The sequence below is a fragment of the Paenibacillus larvae subsp. larvae genome (genome assembly GCF_002003265.1).
Classification (GTDB): Bacteria; Bacillota; Bacilli; order Paenibacillales; family NBRC-103111; genus Paenibacillus_H; species Paenibacillus_H larvae.
Window position 1 is genome coordinate 4,159,217 of the sequence record NZ_CP019687.1, and the last position, 20,722, is coordinate 4,179,938.

Genomic DNA, 20,722 nt, shown 5'->3' on the forward strand with positions numbered 1-20,722 from the left:
AGGAGCTGGATGTGCAATTTCAACGAAATGGAAATGGATCGCAGGATCTGTATTTATGTTGATGACCATAGTGTTTGTTGTCACCCGATTTTATATGAATATCCAGACTGAACATTGGAATGAAAAAACGAAAGCGGTGGAGGCGGCGTATGCCAAAACCGTGCTGACTAAGGCCGACAAAGTGACCCCATTTCACGGAACAAGCAGTTATCAGATTGTCTATGGGCAGGATAAGCTGGGAAACCCCGTCATTGTCTGGGTAGGTGAAAATGGGGAAGTTCATACTGAACGGGCGGATCAGAATTATACGGAACAGCAGGTTCGTAATGAGGTATCAAAAAAGCATGAAGGTGCTGAAATCCTGCGCATAAATGCAGGCAAATTAAAGGACGAATATGTATGGGAAGTGTTTTATTCCGTCAAAGACAATAAAACCAAACGTTATTATTACGATTATTATAAATTTGCAGACGGTACTTTTATAGATACGTATACGCTCAGCTTACAATAAGCTGAGTTTTTTTTCACATTTTCCCACTCTTTTCTTTCGGTATTTTGTCCTCCACTATGATATACTTTTGTTTGAAGATTTATTTGCTATACGAACGTATAGATGAACCTACAGAAAGGGGGACGTTTATGAGAAAGCTGCGTCTCTTTCCTATTGTGATAAGTGTCGTAATAACAGCGTCTGTTTTATTTGGCGGATGGTTTGCCTATCAAAGTTTCGCGATGGAAAGTCCTTTCTCTCAGATCATCAGTAAAACTCCCGGTGTGGAGGATTCTACCATAGAGTTTGGCAAAAGCCAGGTGAATGTGAAAGTCACACCTAAAGAGAATGCTAGTTTGAGAGAAATCTATCAATATATCGAAAAAGAAGGAAGGTCCTTGCTCGGGTCCCGGAAATTAAATGTAGAGGTGAAGGGGAACGATCCTTCCAAAGAATTGGAACAATGGTGGTCCAGGTCCCTGTTTGATGTGGCGCAGGCCATGGAAACCAGGCATTATGGGGACATCCCGGCTGCATTGGAAAAGCATGCTGCAGAAATGGCGGGTTTGAATGTGAAAACGGAGATGGACAACAAGAATGTATATATCACGCTGACGAAAGGTCAGGAAAGTAAAAATCTGATCCTGCCGCGGACATCGGCAAAGATAGGAGTGTGGCCGAATGAGCAGGTACAGTAGAGAAATTTTAATCGGGGCTCTGCCCGTTGTCATTATTTTTCTTCTTTATATCGGGGTAAGTCCCCTGCCACTGTTATTCACAGCGGGTCTGATCGGCATGAGTTACTATCTGATCAAACAACGTGGAGGAGGACAGGCTGTTTTTATGGGCCGCCAACAAAGGCGCTCGGGCCGCAAGCCCACCTATTTGACGTTTGAGCAAATCGGGGGACAGGACCGCGCCAAGAATGAATTGATCGAAGCACTTGATTTTCTGATCAAACCAGAGCAAATTGAAAGGCTGGGAATCCGTCCGTTAAAAGGCATTCTGCTGACCGGGCCGCCGGGAACCGGTAAAACCTTGATGGCAAAGGCTGCCGCTCATTATACGAATTCGGTTTTCGTGGCCGCATCCGGCTCTGAATTCGTGGAAATGTATGTAGGTGTAGGAGCCAGCCGCATCCGTAACCTGTTTCAGGATGCCAGAAACCGGGCTCAGAAAGAAGACAAAGAAAATGCCGTAATCTTTATTGATGAGATTGATGTGATCGGTGGAAAAAGGGATGGGGGCCAGCAAAGGGAATATGATCAGACATTGAACCAGCTGCTGACGGAGATGGACGGAATTCATTCGGTCCAAACTCCCCGCATTCTTATTATTGCGGCCACTAACCGTAAGGAAATGCTGGACAGTGCTCTGCTTCGTCCCGGCCGATTCGACCGTCATATAGAAGTGGATCTGCCTGATAAGAAAGGCCGTCAGGCCATCCTGGAGATCCATGCCCAAAATAAACCTCTGGAGGAAAGTGCTGACCTGATGAAGGTTGCGGAGCAGACATTCGGATTTTCCGGAGCCCAGTTGGAAAGCGTTCTGAATGAGGCGGCAATTTATGCCATGAGGGAAAGCTGCGAAGTTATTCACCAGAAACATTTATCATCCGCAATTGACAAGGTGATGATGGGAGAGAAAACAGACCGGGAATCCACGCAGGAGGAAAAAGAACGTGTTGCTTATCATGAGCTGGGACATGCCATTATGGCAGAGCTGGTCCGCCCGGATTCTGTCTCCCAGGTAGCTCTGAGTCCCCGGGGTAAAGCACTTGGTTATGTACGTCATAATCCCCCACAGGATCTTTATCTGTATACCAAGGATGCCATTGAAGAACAAATTATGATCGCAATGGCCGGAGCCGCTTCGGAGGAGATTTTTTACGGAAACCGCAGTACAGGTTCCAAAAATGACTTTGAACAGGCCCTCCGGATGGTCCGGACCATGATGGATTCTGGACTTACCTCTCTAGGTATTATTGATTTGGACATGGTAACAAAAGAAGAGCTGATGAAAGAAAATACGCTGATAATGAATGAGCTGTTTGCCAAAACAAAAACGATGCTGGAACAGCACCGGATTGTCTTCGAACAGTCTCTGGCGATCCTTCTGAAAGAGGAAATTCTATCAGGACAGCAGTTCCGCAAGCTGCTGGAAGAAAGTAAACAGCTAATCAACCAGGAAAAAACAGATTCATCGTCTATTAAGGCGGCTGTTCCCCAATGAAAGAAAAGCCAATAAATTTAGAAAAAGCCGTACGATTCCATATGCACTGCTCAAAGGATTCGTTTGCGGCTTTTGCCCTTTCTGGCACATACACTTCCTGCCAATATTGCGAAAGCCTTTTGAACGTTTTGTATATACTAATGAAAATGTGGGTAATTCGGTGTATCATAAAAAAGATGTGTGACCATATAAATTGAATCCAACAATTTAGTAGGAAAAGGAGTCTAACCATGCAATTTAAAAAAGTAGGCGTGATTGGTGGCGGCACGATGGGCCAGGGCATTGCCGAAATGCTGGCTGGCAAAGGCATTGATGTCGTACTTGTAGAAAAAAATACAGAAAGAATGGAATTTGCCTGGGACCAAATTGAAGTGAGTTTGGACAAACAACTGGAAAAATGGGCGATTACAGGAGTAGAGAAAAAGCTTATCCTTTCCCGCATTCATAAAACTGCCGAACTGTCCGAAGTGGCAGATTGTGACATGGTAATTGAAACGATCAGTGAAGAATTGGGTTTGAAAAAAGCCTTATTTACAGAACTGGACGGCATTTGCGGTTCCGAGATTATTCTGGCCAGCAACACGTCCACGCTTAGTTTGACAGAACTGGGCTCCTCTACCAAGCATCCGGAACGCGTGATCGGACTGCATTTTATCCACCCGGTTGCAAAAAGGGATTTAGTAGAAATTATCCGTGGTCTGAAAACTTCCGAGAATACTTATTTACGCACTCGCCGCTTTGTGGAAGAAGTGCTTCAAAAAACAGCGATTAAGGTTTATGAGTCTCCGGGGTTTGTCACATCTCGGCTTATTTGCCTGCTCATTAACGAGGCGGTACACACGCTTGCTGAACGTGTGGCATCTGCGGAAGATATTGATCTTGCCATGAAAAGCGGCTATGAGTTCCGCCTTGGACCACTTGAAATGGCGGACCGTTTTGGCTTGGATTCCGTATTGGCCGCACTGGAAAGAATGTTCCGTGAGTTTGGCGATTTGAAATACCGTCCGTCTTTCCTGCTGAAGCAAATGGTCCATGCCGGACACCTGGGTGTGAAGACGGGAGACGGATTTTTCAAGTATGACAAGGATGGTGACCGGATATGAAAATCCTCGTAATCAATGCAGGAAGTTCTTCTCTGAAATATCAATTGTATAATATGAACGACCAATCCGTATCAGCCAAAGGCCTAGTTGAACGGATTGGAATGGAATCAGCTATCTTGACCCATGAACCAACAGGAAAAGAAGAAGTTCGGGAAGTAAGCGAAATCCTGGAACACAATACTGCAATCCGGAAAGTGCTTGATAAATTGGTTCATAAGGAGCATGGTGTTATTCAATCTACGAATGAGATTGACGCGGTGGGACACCGGATTGTGCATGGAGGAGAGTCCTTCTCCGGATCAGTGATCGTGACGGAAGAAATGAAGATGGAGATTAAACGTCTTTTCGATCTGGCTCCTCTGCATAACCCGGCAGGTATGCTCGGTATTCAAGCGGTAGAGGTAAACATGCCGGACGTACCTCAAGTGGCTGTGTTCGATACCGCGTTCCATCAGACTATGGAACCGCATGCTTATATGTATGCCATCCCGCAAGTACTGTATAAAAAGCATAAGGTGCGCCGGTATGGCTTTCATGGGACTTCCCATCAGTATGTCAGTGAACGTGCAGCCAAGTTCCTGAATAAGCCTCTGGAAGAACTAAAGATTGTAACAGCCCATATCGGAAATGGAGCAAGCTGTACTGCCATTATGAATGGTAAATCTGTGGACACAAGCATGGGAATGACCCCGTTGGAAGGACTTATGATGGGAACCCGCAGCGGTGACCTGGACCCGGCTGTTGTTCCTTATGCAATGGGCAAGGAAGATTTAACCCTTAATGAAGTAAATTCCATGCTTAATAAGCATAGCGGACTCCTGGCCATCTCGGGAATCAGCAGCGATTTGCGCGAAATCACAAATGCGATGGAAGAAGGCGACAAAAAAGCTCAGCTCGCTTTTGATATGTACACGTACCGGATCCGCAAATATATTGGTGCATATGCTGCTGCCATGAACGGAATTGACGTTTTGGTATTTACCGCCGGAGCCGGTGAAAATTCGGTTATACTCAGGGAAGCCGTTTGTGAAAACCTGTCTTTCCTTGGTATCGAGTTTGATAAAGAACGTAATGCAACCGGACGTGGCATTGAAAAGAGCATCAGTACAGATGAGTCAAAAGTACAAGTTCTGGTTATCCCTACCAATGAAGAATGGGTTATCGCCAGCGATACGTATAGACTGGTTAAGAACCAAGCATAAACGGATAAAATGTAGTACAATAGGATGATGAGACACAAGATGTTACTTCATCCTTAGGAGGAATTGGTTAGGCATGAGCACTACTTGCATGATTCGGGATGTCAAGCACCACGTCGGACAATCCGTACGTATCGGATGCTGGCTCCACAATAAACGTTCCAGCGGAAAAATCCAATTTCTGCAGCTTCGTGACGGCTCAGGCTTTATTCAGGGCGTTGTAGTAAAAAGTGAAGTGAATGAACAAGTCTGGGATGCGGCTTCCAAGCTGACTCAGGAAAGTTCCTTATATGTTACAGGAACAGTCAGAGAAGATGACCGCAGCCAAAGCGGATTTGAACTGACGGTTGATCATGTAGAGATCATTCAGATTACCCACGAGTATCCGGTTACACCGAAAGAACACGGGGTTGATTTCCTGATGGATCATCGCCATCTGTGGCTGCGTGCTCCCCGGCAACGAGCCATTATGGTGATACGTTCCCAAATTATCCGTGCGGTTCAGGAATACTTTGATGAGAGAGGCTTTCACCTTGTTGATACGCCAATTTTGACTCCATCTTCCTGTGAAGGAACAACAAATCTGTTTCACACGAAGTACTTTGATGAAGATGCTTATTTAACCCAGAGTGGACAATTGTATATAGAAGCTGCGGCTATGGCACTTGGCCGGGTGTATTCGTTCGGTCCTACCTTCCGTGCGGAGAAATCCAAGACCCGCCGCCACCTGATTGAATTCTGGATGATCGAACCGGAGATGGCTTTTGTGGAACACGAAGAGAGTCTGAGGATCCAGGAAGAATTCGTAGCCCATATTATTAAATCCGTATTGACCCATTGCCAAAAAGAATTGAAAGTGCTGGGCCGGGATACATCCAAGCTGGAAGCATGTGTGACACCATTCCCGCGCATTGCCTATGATGAGGCGGTTGAGTTTCTGCATGAGAACGGCTTTGAGGATTTTAAATGGGGAGAAGATTTCGGGGCTCCGCATGAGACTGCCATTGCCGAGGCTTATAATAAGCCTGTATTCATTACTCATTACCCGACAGAGATCAAAGCTTTCTATATGAAGCCTGATCCTAACCGCCCGGAAGTAGTGCTTTGTGCGGATTTAATCGCACCTGAAGGTTACGGGGAAATCATTGGCGGAAGTCAGAGGATCGATGATCCCGAGCTGATGGAGCAAAGATTTAAAGAGCACGGACTTTCCGAGGAAGCTTACCAATGGTATATGGATCTCCGCAGATACGGAACAGTGCCTCATTGCGGTTTTGGACTTGGCCTTGAACGTACAGTTGCCTGGATCTGTGGTCTCGACCATGTACGTGAGACGATTCCTTTCCCTCGTCTCTTGTATCGTTTGTATCCGTAAACGAAGCAACCAGGGGGGATCTGAATGACATTTCATGTTTCGCAGCATAAGCTGCAAAGATCAGCCCTCAGACAGGGGATCAAGGAAGGATCGTTATCCATTCCTTATATACTTTTGCGGGGATACTCCCGACTGCATCTTTCCGAGCTGGATATGATGCTGCTGCTCCATCTGATTGCCTTTGTGGATAAAGAAAAAATTCAGTTTCCGACGATTCAGGAGCTTCAAGAAAGAATGTCGGCTCCCCCGGAGCTGGTTATTTCTTCGCTGCAAAAATTGCTAAAAGAAAAAATTATTCTAATTGAAGATCACAAGGATGAAGAAACGGGCATCCACTATGAGAGGTACAATCTGGACCCGCTTTATGACAAGATAGCAGACTTGGTTTTGGATGAGCAGCTCAAAAGAATGGAAGAGCATCCGGCTGAACCGGAGGGCAGTGGGAATCTTTTCTCCATTTTTGAACAGGAGTTTGCCAGACCCCTCACTCCCATGGAACTGGAGACTATATCCGGGTGGTTGGATCAGGATCAGTATGCTGAAGAACTTATTCTGGCTGCTTTAAAAGAAGCCGTATTTGCCGGAAAGATACATTTCCGTTATATTGACCGCATTCTGCTGGAATGGGGACGCAACCGGATTCAAACCGCCCAGCAGGCAAAGGAATTTACCCAGCGTTTCCGCGGTTCCAGATAGGTCCGGCTTAAATAGAATAAAAATGAAAAACCGGTGGTGCTAAAATTCGGCATCACCGGTTTTTTTGGGGGAAAAAGGTTCCTTTTAAATTGTTAATGATGATTCAAGGAAGGGATAAGGAACATCTTCATCCTTGATACTTTGTACTTCGTTACGAATTTGCAGCATTTTTTTGTCCAACTGGTCCGCCACTAACGCAGCTTCATGAAGATCGTCGAGCAATTTGTCCGGAATCTTTTTGTCAAATTTGTAATAGATGATATGTTCCAGACTGGCCCAGAAATCCATGGCCATGGTGCGGAGCTGGATTTCCGCATAGATCCATTCTACACCGTGGGGGCGGCTGATTGGCACTTGAACGATAATATGCAGACTCTGATATCCGTTTGCTTTCGGGTTTTTGATGTAGTCCTTGGTTTGAATTACACGGATGCCGTGTAAATTCAATAGATGTTCATAGACCAGGTAGATATCGGTGATAAAAGGACAGATAATCCGAATGCCGGCTATATCCTGAATATGCTCTCTGGCACTTTCAATATTCACAGGAAGCCTTTTGCGCTCAAGCTTATTGACAATGCTCATAGGGGTTTTAACCCGGCGTTTTACATGTTCAATGGGGGTTGTCCGTTTTATTAAATGAAATTCACTTTTAATGTTCGTAAATTTGGTGAAAAGCTCATCTACGGCAAATTTATAAGGAAGTAAAAATTCCGCCCAGGCGATTTTCTTGTCTTGAATTTGTATACCCATACTTAACTCCTTTCAAGTTCAGCAGCCAAAGGGCTTGGTTATTGCGGGCTTCTACCCTGAATATACCCTTTGTCTATTAAAAAAAGCTGAAAAGTACCTAATAGTTTCTATAATTTTTTCTTTTGTTTATTACGAAACTCCCCCACAAAAAGATGCAAAAAAAAGAGCCCTTACGGGCAAAAGGGATAAAATTACTTTCGTGCGGCTAATAGATGCCAACGGTATACGTATTCGAATAAAAATTCAAAGGCTTCCAGATGCCTTTTGGCTTCAAACATATTGGCTCCCCAAGCATAAATTCCATGATTTCGCAGAAGTATTCCCGGAATCCGTGGAACCAAGGCTCTCTCTACAAGCCGGGCAATACTGGGTATATCCGCATAGTTGGGAAGGACCGGAATATCGATCCGGGAATCTTCTTCCCAAATGTTAAAAGCTTTGATTAATTCCACACGCTCCACGGGGACATATCCTTGCTCGGCATACATTTCGGAAATGAGATTATTAAAGACGGTATGAACATGCAAAACGGCACCCGCATTTGTATGCTTATAAATTTCACAATGGATGAGAGTCTCGGCAGAAGGCTTTAATCCCGTTGCTTCCGCTGGCCGGCCGTTCTCATCTACAATCAGGTAATCTTCCGGCGTATGCATGGATTTGTCTTTCCCGCTGGCTGTTACAGCAAAGTGAAACCTCTCATCCTGAGTGGCAGAAAAAGGGGAAGGGGGAGTTTGACAGATAAGTTGCCGCTAGTTGCGGGAAACCATCCCCGGTCTGCCGCGAATTGCTTGATCGCTTTAAGTTCCTCGAACGCGCGCTGTTTTTGTTCCAGCGTAAATGCCGTTTGGATCATGGGTTCATCTCCTTTAAATGCCGGATAATTTCCGTAAATGTTTCAAAACGGTGGTAAGGATACCCTTTTTTTTTGCACAAATCTACCAGATGAGAGCGGGCAAACACTTTCTCCACAAGTTTGGCTCCTTCAAAATCGGTAATGCTATCCCCTATCAAAATGCGTGTATATTCTTCAGGGTTATAGCCCCGTATGATACTGGTTTTACACATGCCGCAGTCTGCCTGGCAGTACTCATCGCATGAATGAGGCCAAATAATTTCGATGCGGTCCCCTTCAAAGCTGCTGGCATTGCAGAATATCCGTTCCCGTGGGATTCCGAAAGGCTCAAGGAGAGGGTATACGAAGAAATCGATACCACCGCTTGTGACAAGCAGCTGTATGTCTTGTTCGCGGCAATACTCCACAAAAGAGCCAAACCCTTCACGTATCCGCGCGTTGCGGATAGGGAAATCCACGACTTCTTTTTGCCTGGAGGCCGGGATTAAACGGAACATGGCCCCCACCGCCTGACGGATCGAGAGGGACCTCTTCTTAACAAGACGGTGAAGCAGGTCTTCCCAACCCGGAGGCTGTATGTGCTGCATAATGGCCAGAATATTATCGGATTCGGTTATGGTTCCGTCGAAATCACAGAAGATGACTTTCATTGTTTCACTCCCCAAGCTTCTATGGCTGCTCTTAATTCCGGATGATTCTCTGCATAGTCAGGAAGAGGAATGTTCCTTGATGCAGCTTCGATGGCCTGGCGGAAAGCACGCCCTCCCGAGGCTGCTCCCATAGGGTGCCCATGTACGCCACCTCCTGCATTTACGACTACTTCTTTTCCAAAGTCCCGCATAATAAGAGGAACCAATCCGGGATAAATACCTGCTGAGGGAACCGGAATACTTGGTTTTAAGGGTAAAAAAGCCCCTTCACTGCTTTGATCCCCTGTATTTCCGCTTATATAATCCTTTCCTTGTCCAGTGGTAAGAGCCTGTTTGATCGCCATGTTCTCTTCTTTAGGCATCACGACAGAACCGTAGGGAGAAGGGAAAAGGACCAGGTCGGCTCCTGCCAGCCTCATGAGTTTGCCAAGCAGGACAGGGGCTGCAATTCCATAGGCCTGTGAGGGATACAAAGCTCCGGAAAGAGAAGGGTGCGCCATGAAAGGAACCGGAATATTGGGATCGCGGCTTAGCTCGTGCAGTACATCAAACCCGTACGCAAGCACGTTGAACAAGAACGCGCCGGCTCCCGCTTCGATAGCTTTATAAGCCTGATCTTTCAAAGAAAAAGCGGGTCCCGTCAAATTGACCGCATACAGAAGGTGTTGTCCGGTTGTATCTTTGGCACGCTCTGACGCCTCCTTGCAAACTGCGACCCTTTTTTCAATCGGCGTGAGGGGATTTTCAAACAGGATTTCATCATCCTTAATCAAATCCACTCCGCCTGCTGCCTGTTCATAAAACTGTGTTTGCAGTTCTTTAAGGTCGTAGCCAATTACAGACTTGAAAATGCTCATCAGCAGGGGGCGGTCATGTACGCCCAGAAGTTCCCGGATGCCTTGAATCCCGAATTTGGGTCCGTCAAAGCCTTCCATAAAAGTTTCGGAGAAATGCAGGTCTATGAGCTTGATTTTCCCGTCCATAGACAGTTTTCCAAAGACCGTAACCAGGAGAGCCGGAATATCCCCGGAATAATTGACGTCGGGATAAGCGATTTGAATATCGGCATATCTTCCGCCAGGATTTCCCTCATGGACGTCTACTTGGACCACTTTACCCAGATGTTTGCTCATCTGCTCTTTTTTGGCCGCGGGTAACTCCGTCCAGCTGCCGACAGTTAGCCCGACAGCAATACCTTGCGCTTTTTTGGCAAAGTCCGTTTTTTCATCATAGCAACGATACGTCGCAATACAATAACTCACCTGAAGATCACCCGCTTTTATTATTATTAGAAGCTGCCGGGAAGGGGAGCGATACCAGCGGATTTCATCCAAAAATTAACTCAAGGGAGTTTTAGCGATCTGTGCGCCCAGTTCTCTGGCCCTTTCACCGCACCGGTCAACAGCTTTGACAATACTCTCGGAGAATTGGTAGCGGTCCAGTACGGCAATGGCCGCTTCGGTAGCCCCGTTCGGCGAGGTCACTTTCCTGCGGAGAACGGCCGGGTCCTCCCCTTTTAGTTCTACCATTTTAGCGGCACCTAAAAAGGTTTGCAGCACCAGCTTTCTGGATTCATCATCTGGTAATCCGCCTTCTATTCCCGCGTTCACCATAGCTTCCATAAAATAGTATACATAGGCAGGACCACTTCCGGAAACCCCTGTTATGATTTCCAGCTGATTTTCTTCCACCACCGAAACGATTCCAACCCCTTGAAACATGTCGATAATGGCCTCTTTTTGCCCGGAAGTCACTTCCCTGGAGAAGCTCATCCCGGTTACACCAAGTCCGATGGTACAGGAAGTGTTGGGCATTGTACGAATGATAGGGAGCTTCTGCCCGAACAGTTCCTGCATTTTGTCGATCTGTAATCCGGCAATTACGGATACAATCTGCTGGCCGGGATGAAGCAGTGCCTTCAAGTGGGCAAATGACCGTTCTACATCTTTTGGCTTCATGGTAAGCACGACGATATCGGCTTCCTTGACCATCTTATCTTTCTCCGAAGGCTCCGAAGCAGTCCGGACCCCGTATCGTTCTTGGAGTTCATGAAGTCTTTGCTTATTTTGGTTGTTCATGACGCAGATATGACCCGGTCCGGCTTTCTGTTTTTCGATCAATCCTTGTATGATGGCCTCCGCCATCGCTCCGGCTCCTATAAAGGCAATTCTTTTTGAGGCTAATGAACTATTCATCATTTTTCCTCCAGTCTGTTCTTCTAGATGTTATGATAAAAACTGAATTTTATTTAAGGATAATCAATTTCATCATGCAACCGGTCGGATGGAAATCTAATTTATGAAATCCTAGTTTATCCGTTTTGTACCATACCTGATACTAGAGTCTGGTCTGTCCGCTTCCGTAAATCCGGTATTTCGTTGAGGTTAAGGCCGGCAGCCCCATAGGTCCTCTTGCATGCAGCTTTTGTGTACTGATTCCGATCTCGGCACCGAACCCGAATTCGAAACCGTCAGTGAACCGGGTTGAAGCATTATGATAGACGGCAGCCGCATCCACTTCCTGAAGGAACCGTTCCGCATTTTGTTCATCTTCTGTAACAATGCATTCCGAATGCATGGTGCCGTGTTTGCGGATATGTTCAAGCGCCTCATCCAACGAATCCACTACTTTCACGTTTAAAATATAATCGTTATACTCCGTATCCCAGTCCTGTTCGGTTGCTGCTTTCATGGACGGAACTATTTTACATGCTTTCGGACAGCCTCTCAGCTCAACATGCTCTTCACTAAACCGGCGGGCGATTTTATCCAGATGTTGACCGGCAAAGTTGTGCTGAATGAGCAGTGTTTCCATGGTATTGCATACTGATGTCCGTTGTGCTTTGGCATTTACTGCAATACTTAAAGCCATTTCTTCATTGGCACTTTCATCGATGTAGGTATGGCAGATGCCAGCCCCGGTTTCGATGACGGGAACGGTAGCATTTTGCACGACATTGCGGATCAGGGATTGTCCTCCACGCGGAATGAGCACATCGAGCAGGCCGTTAAGTTTTAGCATTTCATCCACAGATGAGCGGTTTGCATCCTGAATCAGCTCCAAGGCATCCTTAGGGAGCTCGCTATCCTGTAAAGCCTCATGAAGGACCTCTACAATCTTCGTATTGGAGGATAGGGCGGAGGAACCGCCGCGAAGCAAGACGGCATTCCCGGTTTTTAAACAAAGCCCGGCGGCGTCTACTGTTACGTTGGGCCTTGCTTCGTAGATCATACCCACTACACCGAGAGGGACACGTACTTTTTCCACCAGAAGTCCATTTGGACGGGTAAACTGTTCAAGCTTTTCCCCAACAGGATCAGGAAGCTTGACTATTTGTCTGAGTCCAACGGCCATGGCCGAGATGCGGGCCCCGTTCAAGGCAAGGCGGTCCAATAAAGAAGACGTAAGACCGTTTTTCTTACCGCGTTCAAGATCTTCGGCATTGGCCTCTATGATATCCGCCTTCCGGGCTTCTAACGCATCGGCCATGCGGAGAAGGTCCTCATTTTTTTGCTCTGTTGTCCGGGTAGCCATAATTACGGATGCTTCTTTAGCCAGTTTTGCTTTTTGTATTACTTCACTCATGTAATCATCTCCTTTATTTATCTATGGATTAGTAAACAGGATGGGGTCCAGTGTAACCCATTCATCCCTGTGGATGACTTCAATCCGATGTACATCCAGTCTTTTTTGGACTTCATCCGTACTAAGTCCAGCTGCAGCTTGTACTTCCCATGAAGCATAGTTGGTAACCCCGCGTCCGATGCAGCTGCCTTCCTGATTATAAACTTCTATGACATCTCCGGGGTGGAAATCGCCGCTGGCCTCGGCCGGGAGCAGACTTTTTCCCCCTTGAACCAGGGCCTGTTCAGCTCCGGCATCTACAATAACACTACCTTGAGGCAGAGAATGAAAACCGACCCACTGTTTTTTCATTGGGAGGGAATGGCAAGTCGTATTGAAGTAAGTTCCTTTTCCGTTATGTTCGACAGCAAGTACGAGATCTCCACTTTCTTGAACACATCCGACGAATACGGGAATTCCATTCCGCATCGCGATGCGGGCCGCCTCAAGTTTGGAACGCATTCCTCCCGTACCGACGGCACTGCCGGCGCCTCCGGCAAGTTCCAGGATTTCCTCATTAATCACCTGGACTTCCTCAATGCGGCGGGCACCAGCATTACGGCGGGGATCCTCCGTATATAATCCGGCGGTGTCTGTGATGATGATCAGTTGATTGGCTTTTGTCATGGTGGCTACGAGAGCAGATAAAGTATCATTATCCCCGAATTTCAGTTCATCCACCGATACGGTATCATTCTCATTAATGATAGGAATAAACCCTCTGCCGAGGAGTTCATCGATCGTCATTGAGGCATTTTGCATTCTTTTCCGATTTGAAAAATCAGAGCGGGTCAGCAAAATTTGCGCTGTACTAATGCGGTGCTGAAGAAAAGCATCTTGATAGCACTGCATCAGCAAAGCCTGCCCAACCGATGCTGCCGCCTGCTTCTCGTGCAGATGTTTTGGTTTTATGGGGAAACCAAGCGTCGTATAGCCGGCAGCTACGGCCCCTGATGTAACCAGCAGTACTTGGAACCCCTGATGGCGCAGCCTCGCCAGCTCAGCAGCGAAGAACCGGACCCGGTCTCTACATAAACCGCCTTTCTCTGAAGTAAGGGAACTGCTCCCGATTTTTACAACGACTCTTTGCTGCATGATATTGTCACTTCCTTTGATGTCCTTTCCTTAGAGTACTGAATCAATTTCATAACTATATGAAATTGATTCTACTACAAGAATAAAAAAACTTTCGCCCAGACAAAGGACGAAAGTTTACTTCCGCGGTACCACCTTTTGTTGATGTACAAGGTTATTCCCCGCGCATCCGGCTTAATCCCTGGATAACAGCAGGGAACTGTTCAACTCTTCGTTGACCGTTCAGGGGCGGGTTCAAGAATAACTCAAGATAAGCTCTTTCAGCCAGGGAGCTTACTCTCTGCCCATGAGATATATTCTTTACTATTCCCATCACTACGTTCGCTTTTCTTTTTAGAATAGCACGCCATTTTCCGAATGTAAAGCAAACGAATCAATTTCATAATTAAGATTTCCATCCGAAGCGGGTACATGGATTCAATCAGGTGAATAAATTTGAACGCCCGATCCGATGCACCGCTTCCTGCAGACGTTCTTCCGAAGTCAGGAGGCCGACCCGGACATAACCTTCCCCATGTTGTCCGAATCCGATTCCGGGCGCAGTTACAACATGGGCCTTTTGAAGAAGAAGGTCCGCGAACTCAGCCGAACTGTACGGGGCCGGAACGGGCAGCCAGGCAAAGAAGGAGCCGGCGGAAGGTACCGCTTTCCAGCCTATCAGCTCCAGCGACCGGAACAGCGTATTTCGCCGTCCTTCATACAATTTCCGGAGTTCGGTAACGCATTGCTGCGGCCCGGTAAGTGCCTCCGCTGCCGCTTCCTGTACCGCTCCGAACAGGGATACATACAGGTGATCGTGCATCAGATTTAGGAGGCGGATGATCTCCCGGTTACCGAGGGCAAAACCGACCCTCCATCCTGCCATGCTATAGGTTTTGGAGAGGGTGTAAAACTCTACTCCCACTTCCTTGGCATATGGTCTCTCCAAAAAGCTTACAGGCTTGAGTCTGTCAAAGCCAATAGCACCATAGGCAAAATCACTGGCGATAGCAATGCCGTTTTCGGCGGCGAAAGCAATTGCCTTATCATAGAAGTCTGCGGTTGCCACTGCCGCTGTGGGGTTATTGGGATAATTTAAAAACATCAGTTTCGCTTTAGTGACTTCATCGGACGGCAGATTTTCGAAAACAGGAAGAAAACCGTTTTCACTTAGAAGCGGCATCATAACCGTTTTCCCTCCCGCCAGACTTACACCGGAAAGGTAATCCGGATAACCCGGGTCAGGTACAAGGCAGACATCACCAGGATTGAGCAGGCACTGGCTGATTTCCACGAGTCCTGTTTTTCCGCCGAACAAAATGGCGACTTCGGTTTCCGGGTCCAGGCTAAACCCGTAGTCTTCCAGATACCTCCGGCAAATTGCCTCCTTCAAAAATGAGTATCCGCTGAATGGAGGATATTTGTGATATAGGGGGTTTTCGACCGCTTGTTTTAATTTCTTCACTATATGGGAAGGAGTGGGTCTATCGGGATTACCTTGTCCCAAATTAATGATATCGTCCTTTTGCGGTTTCGGCCGCTGCTTTTTTTACTAGTCCGGCAAAAAATTGTTCAGGCAACTCTGCCATCCGGGAAGCTCCCTGAATGTTTAGGGAATAGATAGAATCTGATGTCATACATGTTCCTCCTTTCCGTTTTTTTATGTAGAAGATAGAAACAATGTATCATGAAATGAAAATGATGTATACTATATCCTTTTTTGGTACATTGTTCTATGAACGGTTCCGGCCAATGCTATAATAAAAGAATCAAAGAAAGGGAGAGTGCCATGAATCCAAATGTTCATACAGCGTTAATTCAAATGGATATTCAAATCGGTGAACCAGACGTGAATTTTGACAGGGTTGTTCAAAAGCTTACTGAAGCGGTAAAGCAGCCGCAAAAACCTGACTTAATTGTGCTGCCCGAAATGTGGAATACAGGGTATGCGCTGGAAAGTATTCGTGCACTTGCTGACAAAGGCGGAGTCAGAACAAAGAGCATCCTTGGAGAATTTGCCCGTATGCACAATGTTATGATTGTTGGCGGATCGATTGCAGAAAAACGGGGAGAACACGTTTACAATACCATGTTCGTGTTTGACCGGGAAGGACGGGAGATTGGATGTTACCGCAAGATCCACCTGTTTCGCCTGATGGACGAATACATCTATCTCCAAAGCGGGGATGGACCCGGGAACTTCGAATTGGAAGGTATCCCGTCAGGCGGGATGATCTGTTACGACATCCGTTTTCCGGAACTTGCCAGAAGCCATGCTTTGGAAGGAGTTAAGCTGCTGATTATTCCCGCGCAGTGGCCGCATCCTAGGCTCCACCATTGGAGGACACTTCTTCAGGCGAGAGCCATTGAAAACCAGCTTTATGTACTGGCGTGCAACCGCTGTGGAGCCAGTGGCGATACCAGGTTTTTCGGCCACTCTATGGTTATTGACCCATGGGGAGAGATCCTTGCTGAAGCAGGAGAGGAAGAGCAGATTCTGTATGCGGGAATGGACCTGCATGAAGTGGATAAGGTCAGACAGAAAATTCCGGTATTTCGTGACCGTAGGCCTGAATATTATCAGAGATGGTCAGAGGCTGATTCAGAAGACATGGAACAGGGTACTTCAACATAGCGGCCTCCAATATAACCAGGGCGATTCAGTACAATCCATCAGAAAAAGTATAGATGAAGAGGAGAGCAGTATGGGGATCTTGATTGTAGATGATAACCCGGTTAATTTGATCGTGATGAAAAAGATTTTAAAGAACGCGGGATATTGCGAACTGATGAAAGCTACTTCGGCTATAGAGATGTTTTCAGTTTACCCTGATGGATATGATGATGCCGGAGATGGATGGAATTCAGGCCACGCGAAAGCTGCATGAAGAAGAGCCTTTTACCGATATACCGGTGATTATAGTTACGGCTATGGGAGATTCTATCAAACTGGCGGAAGCCTTGGAAGCGGGGGCCAGCGATTATGTAACCAAACCTATCAATAAAATTGAATTGATAGCCAGAATCAAACCTTCAGAATCAGGTGCACAAGTTGATTTACGATAGTTTAAGACCTTCCGGTTTTTTGATTCTTGGAGATAAAGAATCGATAACTTTCTCACGATATGAGGCTTATTATGAACAGATTAAGGTTTTACTGGTGGACGATCAACAGGAGAATTTAAATAAGTCTAAAGATATCCCGATTATATTTGTGACGGCTGCATCTCATGAAAAAGAACATTTATTTACAACATATTCCCTCAGGGCCATTGATTACATTGTAAAGCCGTTCACCCCCCAAATGCTAAAATCCAAAATAGCCGGTTTTGTGAACATGTATACGATTCAAAAAAAGCTGCAGCATCAAACGGAAATGCTGGATTTGCGAACCAAGGAGCTGCTCATGGCCAAGGAAGCTGCAGAAGCGGCCAACCGGGCCAAATCTAACTTCATTGCCGTAATGAGCCATGAGATCCGCACGCCAATGAATGGAGTAATGGCTATGGCGGATCTTCTTCTTGAAACGGAACTGACAGAGGAACAAAGAGAATATACCGAGACGATCAGCAAGAGCGGAAATGCACTATTGACAATTATCAACGACATTCTTGATTTTACAAAAATGGAATCTTCCAAGATAGAGCTGGAAGAAGAAATTTTTCACCTGGAGCAGTTAATTGGCGAATGTATCGATCTGTTTCTTGTGGAATGCCGCAAGAAGAATCTGGTCCTGGAACGTAGGATCAACCAAGATATTCCGCAGTATGTAGTTGGAGATGCCACTCGCCTAAGGCAGATTTTAATCAACTTGTTAAGCAATGCCGTTAAGTTTACCGAGAAAGGCAAAGTATCTCTTGAAGTAAAAAAACGGTCGGAAGAAAAGGATGGAGTGGAACTGGAATTTAAAGTATCGGATACCGGCATCGGAATCCCCAAAAATAAGATGGACAGGCTGTTCAAGTCATTTTCCCAGATTGATTTTTCCATGACACGGAAATACGGTGGAACGGGGTTGGGACTTGTCATTTGCAAAAACCTGATTGAACTTATGTCTGGCACCATTACGGTAACATCGGTTGAGAGGGAAGGGACGTCCTTTATATTTACGATTCGTTTGGCCCCCTTGCATAAAGAAAACCTCCCCTGAATATTAGACAGAGGAGGTTTATAAACTTTTCCAACAGCATTATAAGGCCAGGATCCGTTCGGCCAGCGTATCCAGATTGGCATCGGCTTTTTTATACAGCTCTTTAAACTTCGTATGCAAGGTAAAGAAATTGGAGCCTTTTACATACAGTGAAACTGATGGATTTTGACATACATAATTGTCCAATTAGCTACTTGCTGGTTCAAAAAAGCAACCGTTTCATTCTTCTGTTGGTTTGGATACCGTTTTAGTCATGGTCTCATCCTCCTGTGCTATAAAATGATAAACTTGTCTATGCGTAAAATACCCGGATATTCGGAAGGCGAAAATAGGCCCATTTCTTTGTTTCAATCCAAATTTACCCGGGTAAGAATGTATACCTAACCTGTGGTAATATAGGATAAGACCTACAAAAGGAGTGTGGCATTAATGATATGGCAGATTAGTGTGGCAGTGATAACCGTGGCTTTCGTAGTATTGGTGGTATATCTGATACAAACATTAAAGTCCGTAACGGCTCTGGTAGACAAAACAAACGAGGCTGTAAATCAGATGCAGCAGCAGGTTAATCAAATTTCAACAGATGCGTCAGAACTGCTGAAGCATACCAACGAAATCACGGTGGATGTAAGAGATAAACTGCATGCTTTAGATAATACCTTTTATTCCATCAAAAACATTGGTGATGCCGTAAGTGAAATTACATATTCGGTCAAACAGGCTTCCGCTACCGTGACGGATACCGTTCAACATAAAGTACAGGAAGAATTGAAAGCCCCTAAAAGTCCGTTTAACAAAATATTGCCTTTTATTCCCGTTGTGATTGACATTGTGAGAAAAATAAAAAAATAAAGGGCAACATTGTTGCCTTCGTGGTTAAAAGTTTTTATGCCGGTCTGATGCATCAGTTTGTTACAAAAGGAGGGTATTTCATGATAATTGGTAAAAATTTTCGCATAGAAAAAGAGAGCAATAGCGAGTCCAATATTATAAATTTCATCGGCGAACTGGATTTGTCTAAAGCGCCGGAATTTAAAGCAGCTGCAGATCCTCTGTTACAAGATAAAGACCGCCGTCTGGTATTGAATATGAAGGAACTTAGCAATATGGACCGTACGGGGTTAGGTGTCATTCTCCCAATAATAAAAACCAGGCATTCTTTACAGGCTCCTTTGGCAGTTGAGGATATTCCTCCGAAAATCCAAAAACTATTTGATATTACAGGCATGATTCCGTTTTTGACGGCCGTAACGAATACTGTTAAATAAGAAAGGAAAGAAGAGGCATTATGAAACCTACATCCCGCTCCGTTAAGTTGACACTTCCTGCTGAGGCAGAATATTTAGACATTGTGCGTCTAACTTTATATGGAGTAACTTCCAAGCTTGGATTTTCTTATGAGGAAATTGAGGATATGAAAGTTGCCGTATCTGAAGCTTGTAATAATGTGATTGTACATACTTATGAGCCAGACGAATCAGGTGTCTTGGAAGTGAGCTTTGATCCGGTCCGGAATGGTGTTTTTATCACGATCAAGGATCAGGGGCAGAGCTTTGATCACATACAAAAAATTGAATCTATCAGCTCGTTGCATAATAAATCTTTGCAGGAAGTAAGAACTGGTGGACTTGGGCTTTACCTGATGCAGGCTCTTATGGACAAAGTAGAAGTGAAGGGGGAGAACGGAACCGAAGTTATTCTGTACAAATCGGTTAGCAAAAGCGAGGAAATGGTATGAGACTAAACCCGGAAAAGACAGAAAAGGACTCGGTAAACACCCTGATCCTGGAGTATCAGGACTCGGAAAGTAATGAAATTGCAACAACTCTTCTGCTTCAATTTGAATCCACGGTACGGATGGCGGCCGGCAAAATGTCACGCAACAGGCCGGACTTGTATGAGGATCTTTACCAGGTGGGGCAAATGTCCTTGCTTAAATTGTTTAAACAGTTTGACCCTTCCCATGGTGTTCAATTTGAAGCTTATATGATGAAGAGCATAATCGGACATATGAAAAATTATTTGCGGGATAAATCCTGGTACATTCAGGTTCCAAGACGCATCAAGGAGAAGGGATTCCAGATCCAACAGGCGATCGATTCCTTAACCATGAAACTGGAACGTTCTCCAAATGTGGATGAAATTGCAAATGAGCTCGGACTATCTACGGAAGAAACAATTGAAATCCTCGCAGGGCGCGAATGCTATCATTATGTTTCTTTGGATATGCCGTTGTCAACGGAAGAGAACGGCTCGACTATTGGAGACGTGTTGGGCATTCAGGAAGACGAATATCTGCACGTAGATAACCGCCTGGATTTGCAGGAAGCTATGGAACATTTAAAGCCGGAGGAAAAGAAGGCGCTGATACTCGCTTATATAGACGGTTATTCACAGCGGACGATCGCCCAGGAATTGGATATCTCCCAAATGAGTGTTTCGCGAATGCAGAGAAGGGCTCTTTCAAAACTGAGGGAGTATTTTAAAGTCAAGGAACCGGCCGGAAAGGATCATTGAGAA

General features: G+C 45.7%; 19 protein-coding genes, 4 pseudogenes and 1 other annotated feature. Of the genes and pseudogenes, 14 read left to right on the top strand and 9 right to left on the bottom strand.

Features of this window, described 5'->3' with window-relative positions:
- Nucleotides 1-55 precede the first annotated feature (55 nt).
- The 7 genes from BXP28_RS21725 to BXP28_RS21755 all read left to right on the top strand — a co-directional run bounded on the left by BXP28_RS21725 (nt 56) and on the right by BXP28_RS21755 (nt 7,095).
- On the top strand, nt 56-511 hold the full coding sequence (locus tag BXP28_RS21725; RefSeq protein WP_023482691.1) for a cell wall elongation regulator TseB-like domain-containing protein: 456 nt from the start codon (nt 56-58) through the stop codon (nt 509-511).
- A 128-nt stretch (nt 512-639) separates the two neighbouring features.
- Nucleotides 640-1,188, top strand: coding sequence for a hypothetical protein (locus BXP28_RS21730; protein WP_036657923.1), 549 nt, complete (start codon nt 640-642; stop codon nt 1,186-1,188).
- The gene (locus BXP28_RS21735; protein ID WP_023482693.1) at nt 1,172-2,722 is read left to right on the top strand and encodes an AAA family ATPase; all 1,551 of its coding nucleotides are present in this window, start codon (nt 1,172-1,174) and stop codon (nt 2,720-2,722) included. The genes BXP28_RS21730 and BXP28_RS21735 overlap by 17 nt, the downstream gene beginning before the upstream one ends.
- 230 nt (nt 2,723-2,952) lie before the next feature.
- On the top strand, nt 2,953-3,825 hold the full coding sequence (locus BXP28_RS21740) for a 3-hydroxyacyl-CoA dehydrogenase family protein (RefSeq protein WP_023482694.1): 873 nt from the start codon (nt 2,953-2,955) through the stop codon (nt 3,823-3,825).
- On the top strand, nt 3,822-5,027 hold the full coding sequence (locus tag BXP28_RS21745; protein ID WP_023482695.1) for an acetate/propionate family kinase: 1,206 nt from the start codon (nt 3,822-3,824) through the stop codon (nt 5,025-5,027). Before BXP28_RS21740 ends, BXP28_RS21745 begins: the two co-directional genes overlap by 4 nt.
- A gap of 73 nt (nt 5,028-5,100) precedes the next feature.
- The gene (asnS, locus tag BXP28_RS21750; RefSeq protein ID WP_024093784.1) at nt 5,101-6,399 is read left to right on the top strand and encodes an asparagine--tRNA ligase; all 1,299 of its coding nucleotides are present in this window, start codon (nt 5,101-5,103) and stop codon (nt 6,397-6,399) included.
- 24 nt (nt 6,400-6,423) lie between these two features.
- Nucleotides 6,424-7,095, top strand: coding sequence for a DnaD domain-containing protein (locus BXP28_RS21755; protein ID WP_023482697.1), 672 nt, complete (start codon nt 6,424-6,426; stop codon nt 7,093-7,095).
- Between the two features lie 84 nt (nt 7,096-7,179).
- Here BXP28_RS21755 and BXP28_RS21760 read toward each other — a convergent pair whose 3' ends face one another.
- From BXP28_RS21760 to BXP28_RS21795, 8 genes and pseudogenes are all read right to left on the bottom strand, one after another.
- A complete protein-coding gene (locus BXP28_RS21760; RefSeq protein ID WP_023482698.1) occupies nt 7,180-7,848 on the bottom strand; it encodes a GTP pyrophosphokinase in 669 nt (222 codons plus the stop codon).
- A gap of 191 nt (nt 7,849-8,039) precedes the next feature.
- Nucleotides 8,040-8,704 (bottom strand): annotated as a pseudogene (gene mtnB / locus BXP28_RS21765) (methylthioribulose 1-phosphate dehydratase).
- Nucleotides 8,701-9,354, bottom strand: a complete 654-nt coding sequence (locus BXP28_RS21770; protein WP_023482700.1) for a 2-hydroxy-3-keto-5-methylthiopentenyl-1-phosphate phosphatase — start codon at nt 9,352-9,354, stop codon at nt 8,701-8,703. Before BXP28_RS21770 ends, mtnB begins: the two are co-directional and overlap by 4 nt.
- Entirely contained in the window at nt 9,351-10,616 is a 1,266-nt protein-coding gene (locus BXP28_RS21775; RefSeq protein ID WP_024093787.1) for a 2,3-diketo-5-methylthiopentyl-1-phosphate enolase, read from the bottom strand. Before BXP28_RS21775 ends, BXP28_RS21770 begins: the two co-directional genes overlap by 4 nt.
- 75 nt (nt 10,617-10,691) lie before the next feature.
- The gene (proC, locus tag BXP28_RS21780) at nt 10,692-11,549 is read right to left on the bottom strand and encodes a pyrroline-5-carboxylate reductase (RefSeq protein WP_036657926.1); all 858 of its coding nucleotides are present in this window, start codon (nt 11,547-11,549) and stop codon (nt 10,692-10,694) included.
- A 142-nt stretch (nt 11,550-11,691) separates the two neighbouring features.
- On the bottom strand, nt 11,692-12,939 hold the full coding sequence (locus BXP28_RS21785; protein WP_023482703.1) for a glutamate-5-semialdehyde dehydrogenase: 1,248 nt from the start codon (nt 12,937-12,939) through the stop codon (nt 11,692-11,694).
- A gap of 21 nt (nt 12,940-12,960) precedes the next feature.
- Entirely contained in the window at nt 12,961-14,073 is a 1,113-nt protein-coding gene (proB, locus tag BXP28_RS21790; RefSeq protein WP_023482704.1) for a glutamate 5-kinase, read from the bottom strand.
- A gap of 102 nt (nt 14,074-14,175) precedes the next feature.
- Nucleotides 14,176-14,398: a binding site (T-box leader), on the bottom strand.
- A gap of 96 nt (nt 14,399-14,494) precedes the next feature.
- A pseudogene (locus BXP28_RS21795) lies at nt 14,495-15,689 on the bottom strand (pyridoxal phosphate-dependent aminotransferase).
- 152 nt (nt 15,690-15,841) lie between these two features.
- On the opposite strand from BXP28_RS21795, the gene BXP28_RS21800 reads away from it, so the two are divergent.
- From BXP28_RS21800 to BXP28_RS21810, 3 genes and pseudogenes are all read left to right on the top strand, one after another.
- Entirely contained in the window at nt 15,842-16,687 is an 846-nt protein-coding gene (locus tag BXP28_RS21800; RefSeq protein WP_046654983.1) for a carbon-nitrogen family hydrolase, read from the top strand.
- A gap of 70 nt (nt 16,688-16,757) precedes the next feature.
- Nucleotides 16,758-17,082: pseudogene (locus BXP28_RS21805) on the top strand (response regulator); the annotation flags it as partial.
- A gap of 22 nt (nt 17,083-17,104) precedes the next feature.
- Nucleotides 17,105-18,202 (top strand): ATP-binding protein, encoded by a 1,098-nt coding sequence (locus tag BXP28_RS21810; protein WP_023482707.1) that lies wholly within the window; start codon nt 17,105-17,107, stop codon nt 18,200-18,202.
- A gap of 42 nt (nt 18,203-18,244) precedes the next feature.
- Here the strand turns inward: BXP28_RS21810 and BXP28_RS23085 are convergent.
- A pseudogene (locus BXP28_RS23085) lies at nt 18,245-18,378 on the bottom strand (ferritin-like domain-containing protein); the annotation flags it as partial.
- Nucleotides 18,379-18,631: 253 nt separating this feature from the next.
- Between BXP28_RS23085 and BXP28_RS21815 the strand changes: the two are divergent.
- The 4 genes from BXP28_RS21815 (at nt 18,632) to BXP28_RS21830 (ending at nt 20,719) form a co-directional block, all read left to right on the top strand.
- Nucleotides 18,632-19,054, top strand: coding sequence for a DUF948 domain-containing protein (locus tag BXP28_RS21815; RefSeq protein WP_036658421.1), 423 nt, complete (start codon nt 18,632-18,634; stop codon nt 19,052-19,054).
- 80 nt (nt 19,055-19,134) lie between these two features.
- Nucleotides 19,135-19,470, top strand: coding sequence for an STAS domain-containing protein (locus tag BXP28_RS21820; protein ID WP_036657929.1), 336 nt, complete (start codon nt 19,135-19,137; stop codon nt 19,468-19,470).
- A 20-nt stretch (nt 19,471-19,490) separates the two neighbouring features.
- Nucleotides 19,491-19,940, top strand: a complete 450-nt coding sequence (gene rsbW / locus BXP28_RS21825; protein ID WP_023482710.1) for an anti-sigma B factor RsbW — start codon at nt 19,491-19,493, stop codon at nt 19,938-19,940.
- Nucleotides 19,937-20,719, top strand: coding sequence for a sigma-70 family RNA polymerase sigma factor (locus tag BXP28_RS21830; protein WP_023482711.1), 783 nt, complete (start codon nt 19,937-19,939; stop codon nt 20,717-20,719). The genes rsbW and BXP28_RS21830 overlap by 4 nt, the downstream gene beginning before the upstream one ends.
- The last annotated feature ends 3 nt before the right edge of the window (nt 20,720-20,722 follow it).

Bases quoted from the DNA above. Each gene is read 5' to 3' on its own strand.
- BXP28_RS21735 (WP_023482693.1), top strand. From the start codon at position 1,172: ATGAGCAGGTACAGTAGAGAAATTTTAATCGGGGCTCTGCCCGTTGTC.
- asnS (WP_024093784.1), top strand. From the start codon at position 5,101: ATGAGCACTACTTGCATGATTCGGGATGTCAAGCACCACGTCGGACAA.
- BXP28_RS21740 (WP_023482694.1), top strand. From the start codon at position 2,953: ATGCAATTTAAAAAAGTAGGCGTGATTGGTGGCGGCACGATGGGCCAG.
- BXP28_RS21785 (WP_023482703.1), bottom strand. From the start codon at position 12,939: ATGAGTGAAGTAATACAAAAAGCAAAACTGGCTAAAGAAGCATCCGTA.
- BXP28_RS21730 (WP_036657923.1), top strand. From the start codon at position 640: ATGAGAAAGCTGCGTCTCTTTCCTATTGTGATAAGTGTCGTAATAACA.
- BXP28_RS21725 (WP_023482691.1), top strand. From the start codon at position 56: ATGTTGATGACCATAGTGTTTGTTGTCACCCGATTTTATATGAATATC.
- BXP28_RS21760 (WP_023482698.1), bottom strand. From the start codon at position 7,848: ATGGGTATACAAATTCAAGACAAGAAAATCGCCTGGGCGGAATTTTTA.
- BXP28_RS21800 (WP_046654983.1), top strand. From the start codon at position 15,842: ATGAATCCAAATGTTCATACAGCGTTAATTCAAATGGATATTCAAATC.
- BXP28_RS21830 (WP_023482711.1), top strand. From the start codon at position 19,937: ATGAGACTAAACCCGGAAAAGACAGAAAAGGACTCGGTAAACACCCTG.
- BXP28_RS21755 (WP_023482697.1), top strand. From the start codon at position 6,424: ATGACATTTCATGTTTCGCAGCATAAGCTGCAAAGATCAGCCCTCAGA.
- proC (WP_036657926.1), bottom strand. From the start codon at position 11,549: ATGAATAGTTCATTAGCCTCAAAAAGAATTGCCTTTATAGGAGCCGGA.
- BXP28_RS21770 (WP_023482700.1), bottom strand. From the start codon at position 9,354: ATGAAAGTCATCTTCTGTGATTTCGACGGAACCATAACCGAATCCGAT.
- BXP28_RS21820 (WP_036657929.1), top strand. From the start codon at position 19,135: ATGATAATTGGTAAAAATTTTCGCATAGAAAAAGAGAGCAATAGCGAG.
- BXP28_RS21745 (WP_023482695.1), top strand. From the start codon at position 3,822: ATGAAAATCCTCGTAATCAATGCAGGAAGTTCTTCTCTGAAATATCAA.
- proB (WP_023482704.1), bottom strand. From the start codon at position 14,073: ATGCAGCAAAGAGTCGTTGTAAAAATCGGGAGCAGTTCCCTTACTTCA.
- BXP28_RS21815 (WP_036658421.1), top strand. From the start codon at position 18,632: ATGATATGGCAGATTAGTGTGGCAGTGATAACCGTGGCTTTCGTAGTA.
- rsbW (WP_023482710.1), top strand. From the start codon at position 19,491: ATGAAACCTACATCCCGCTCCGTTAAGTTGACACTTCCTGCTGAGGCA.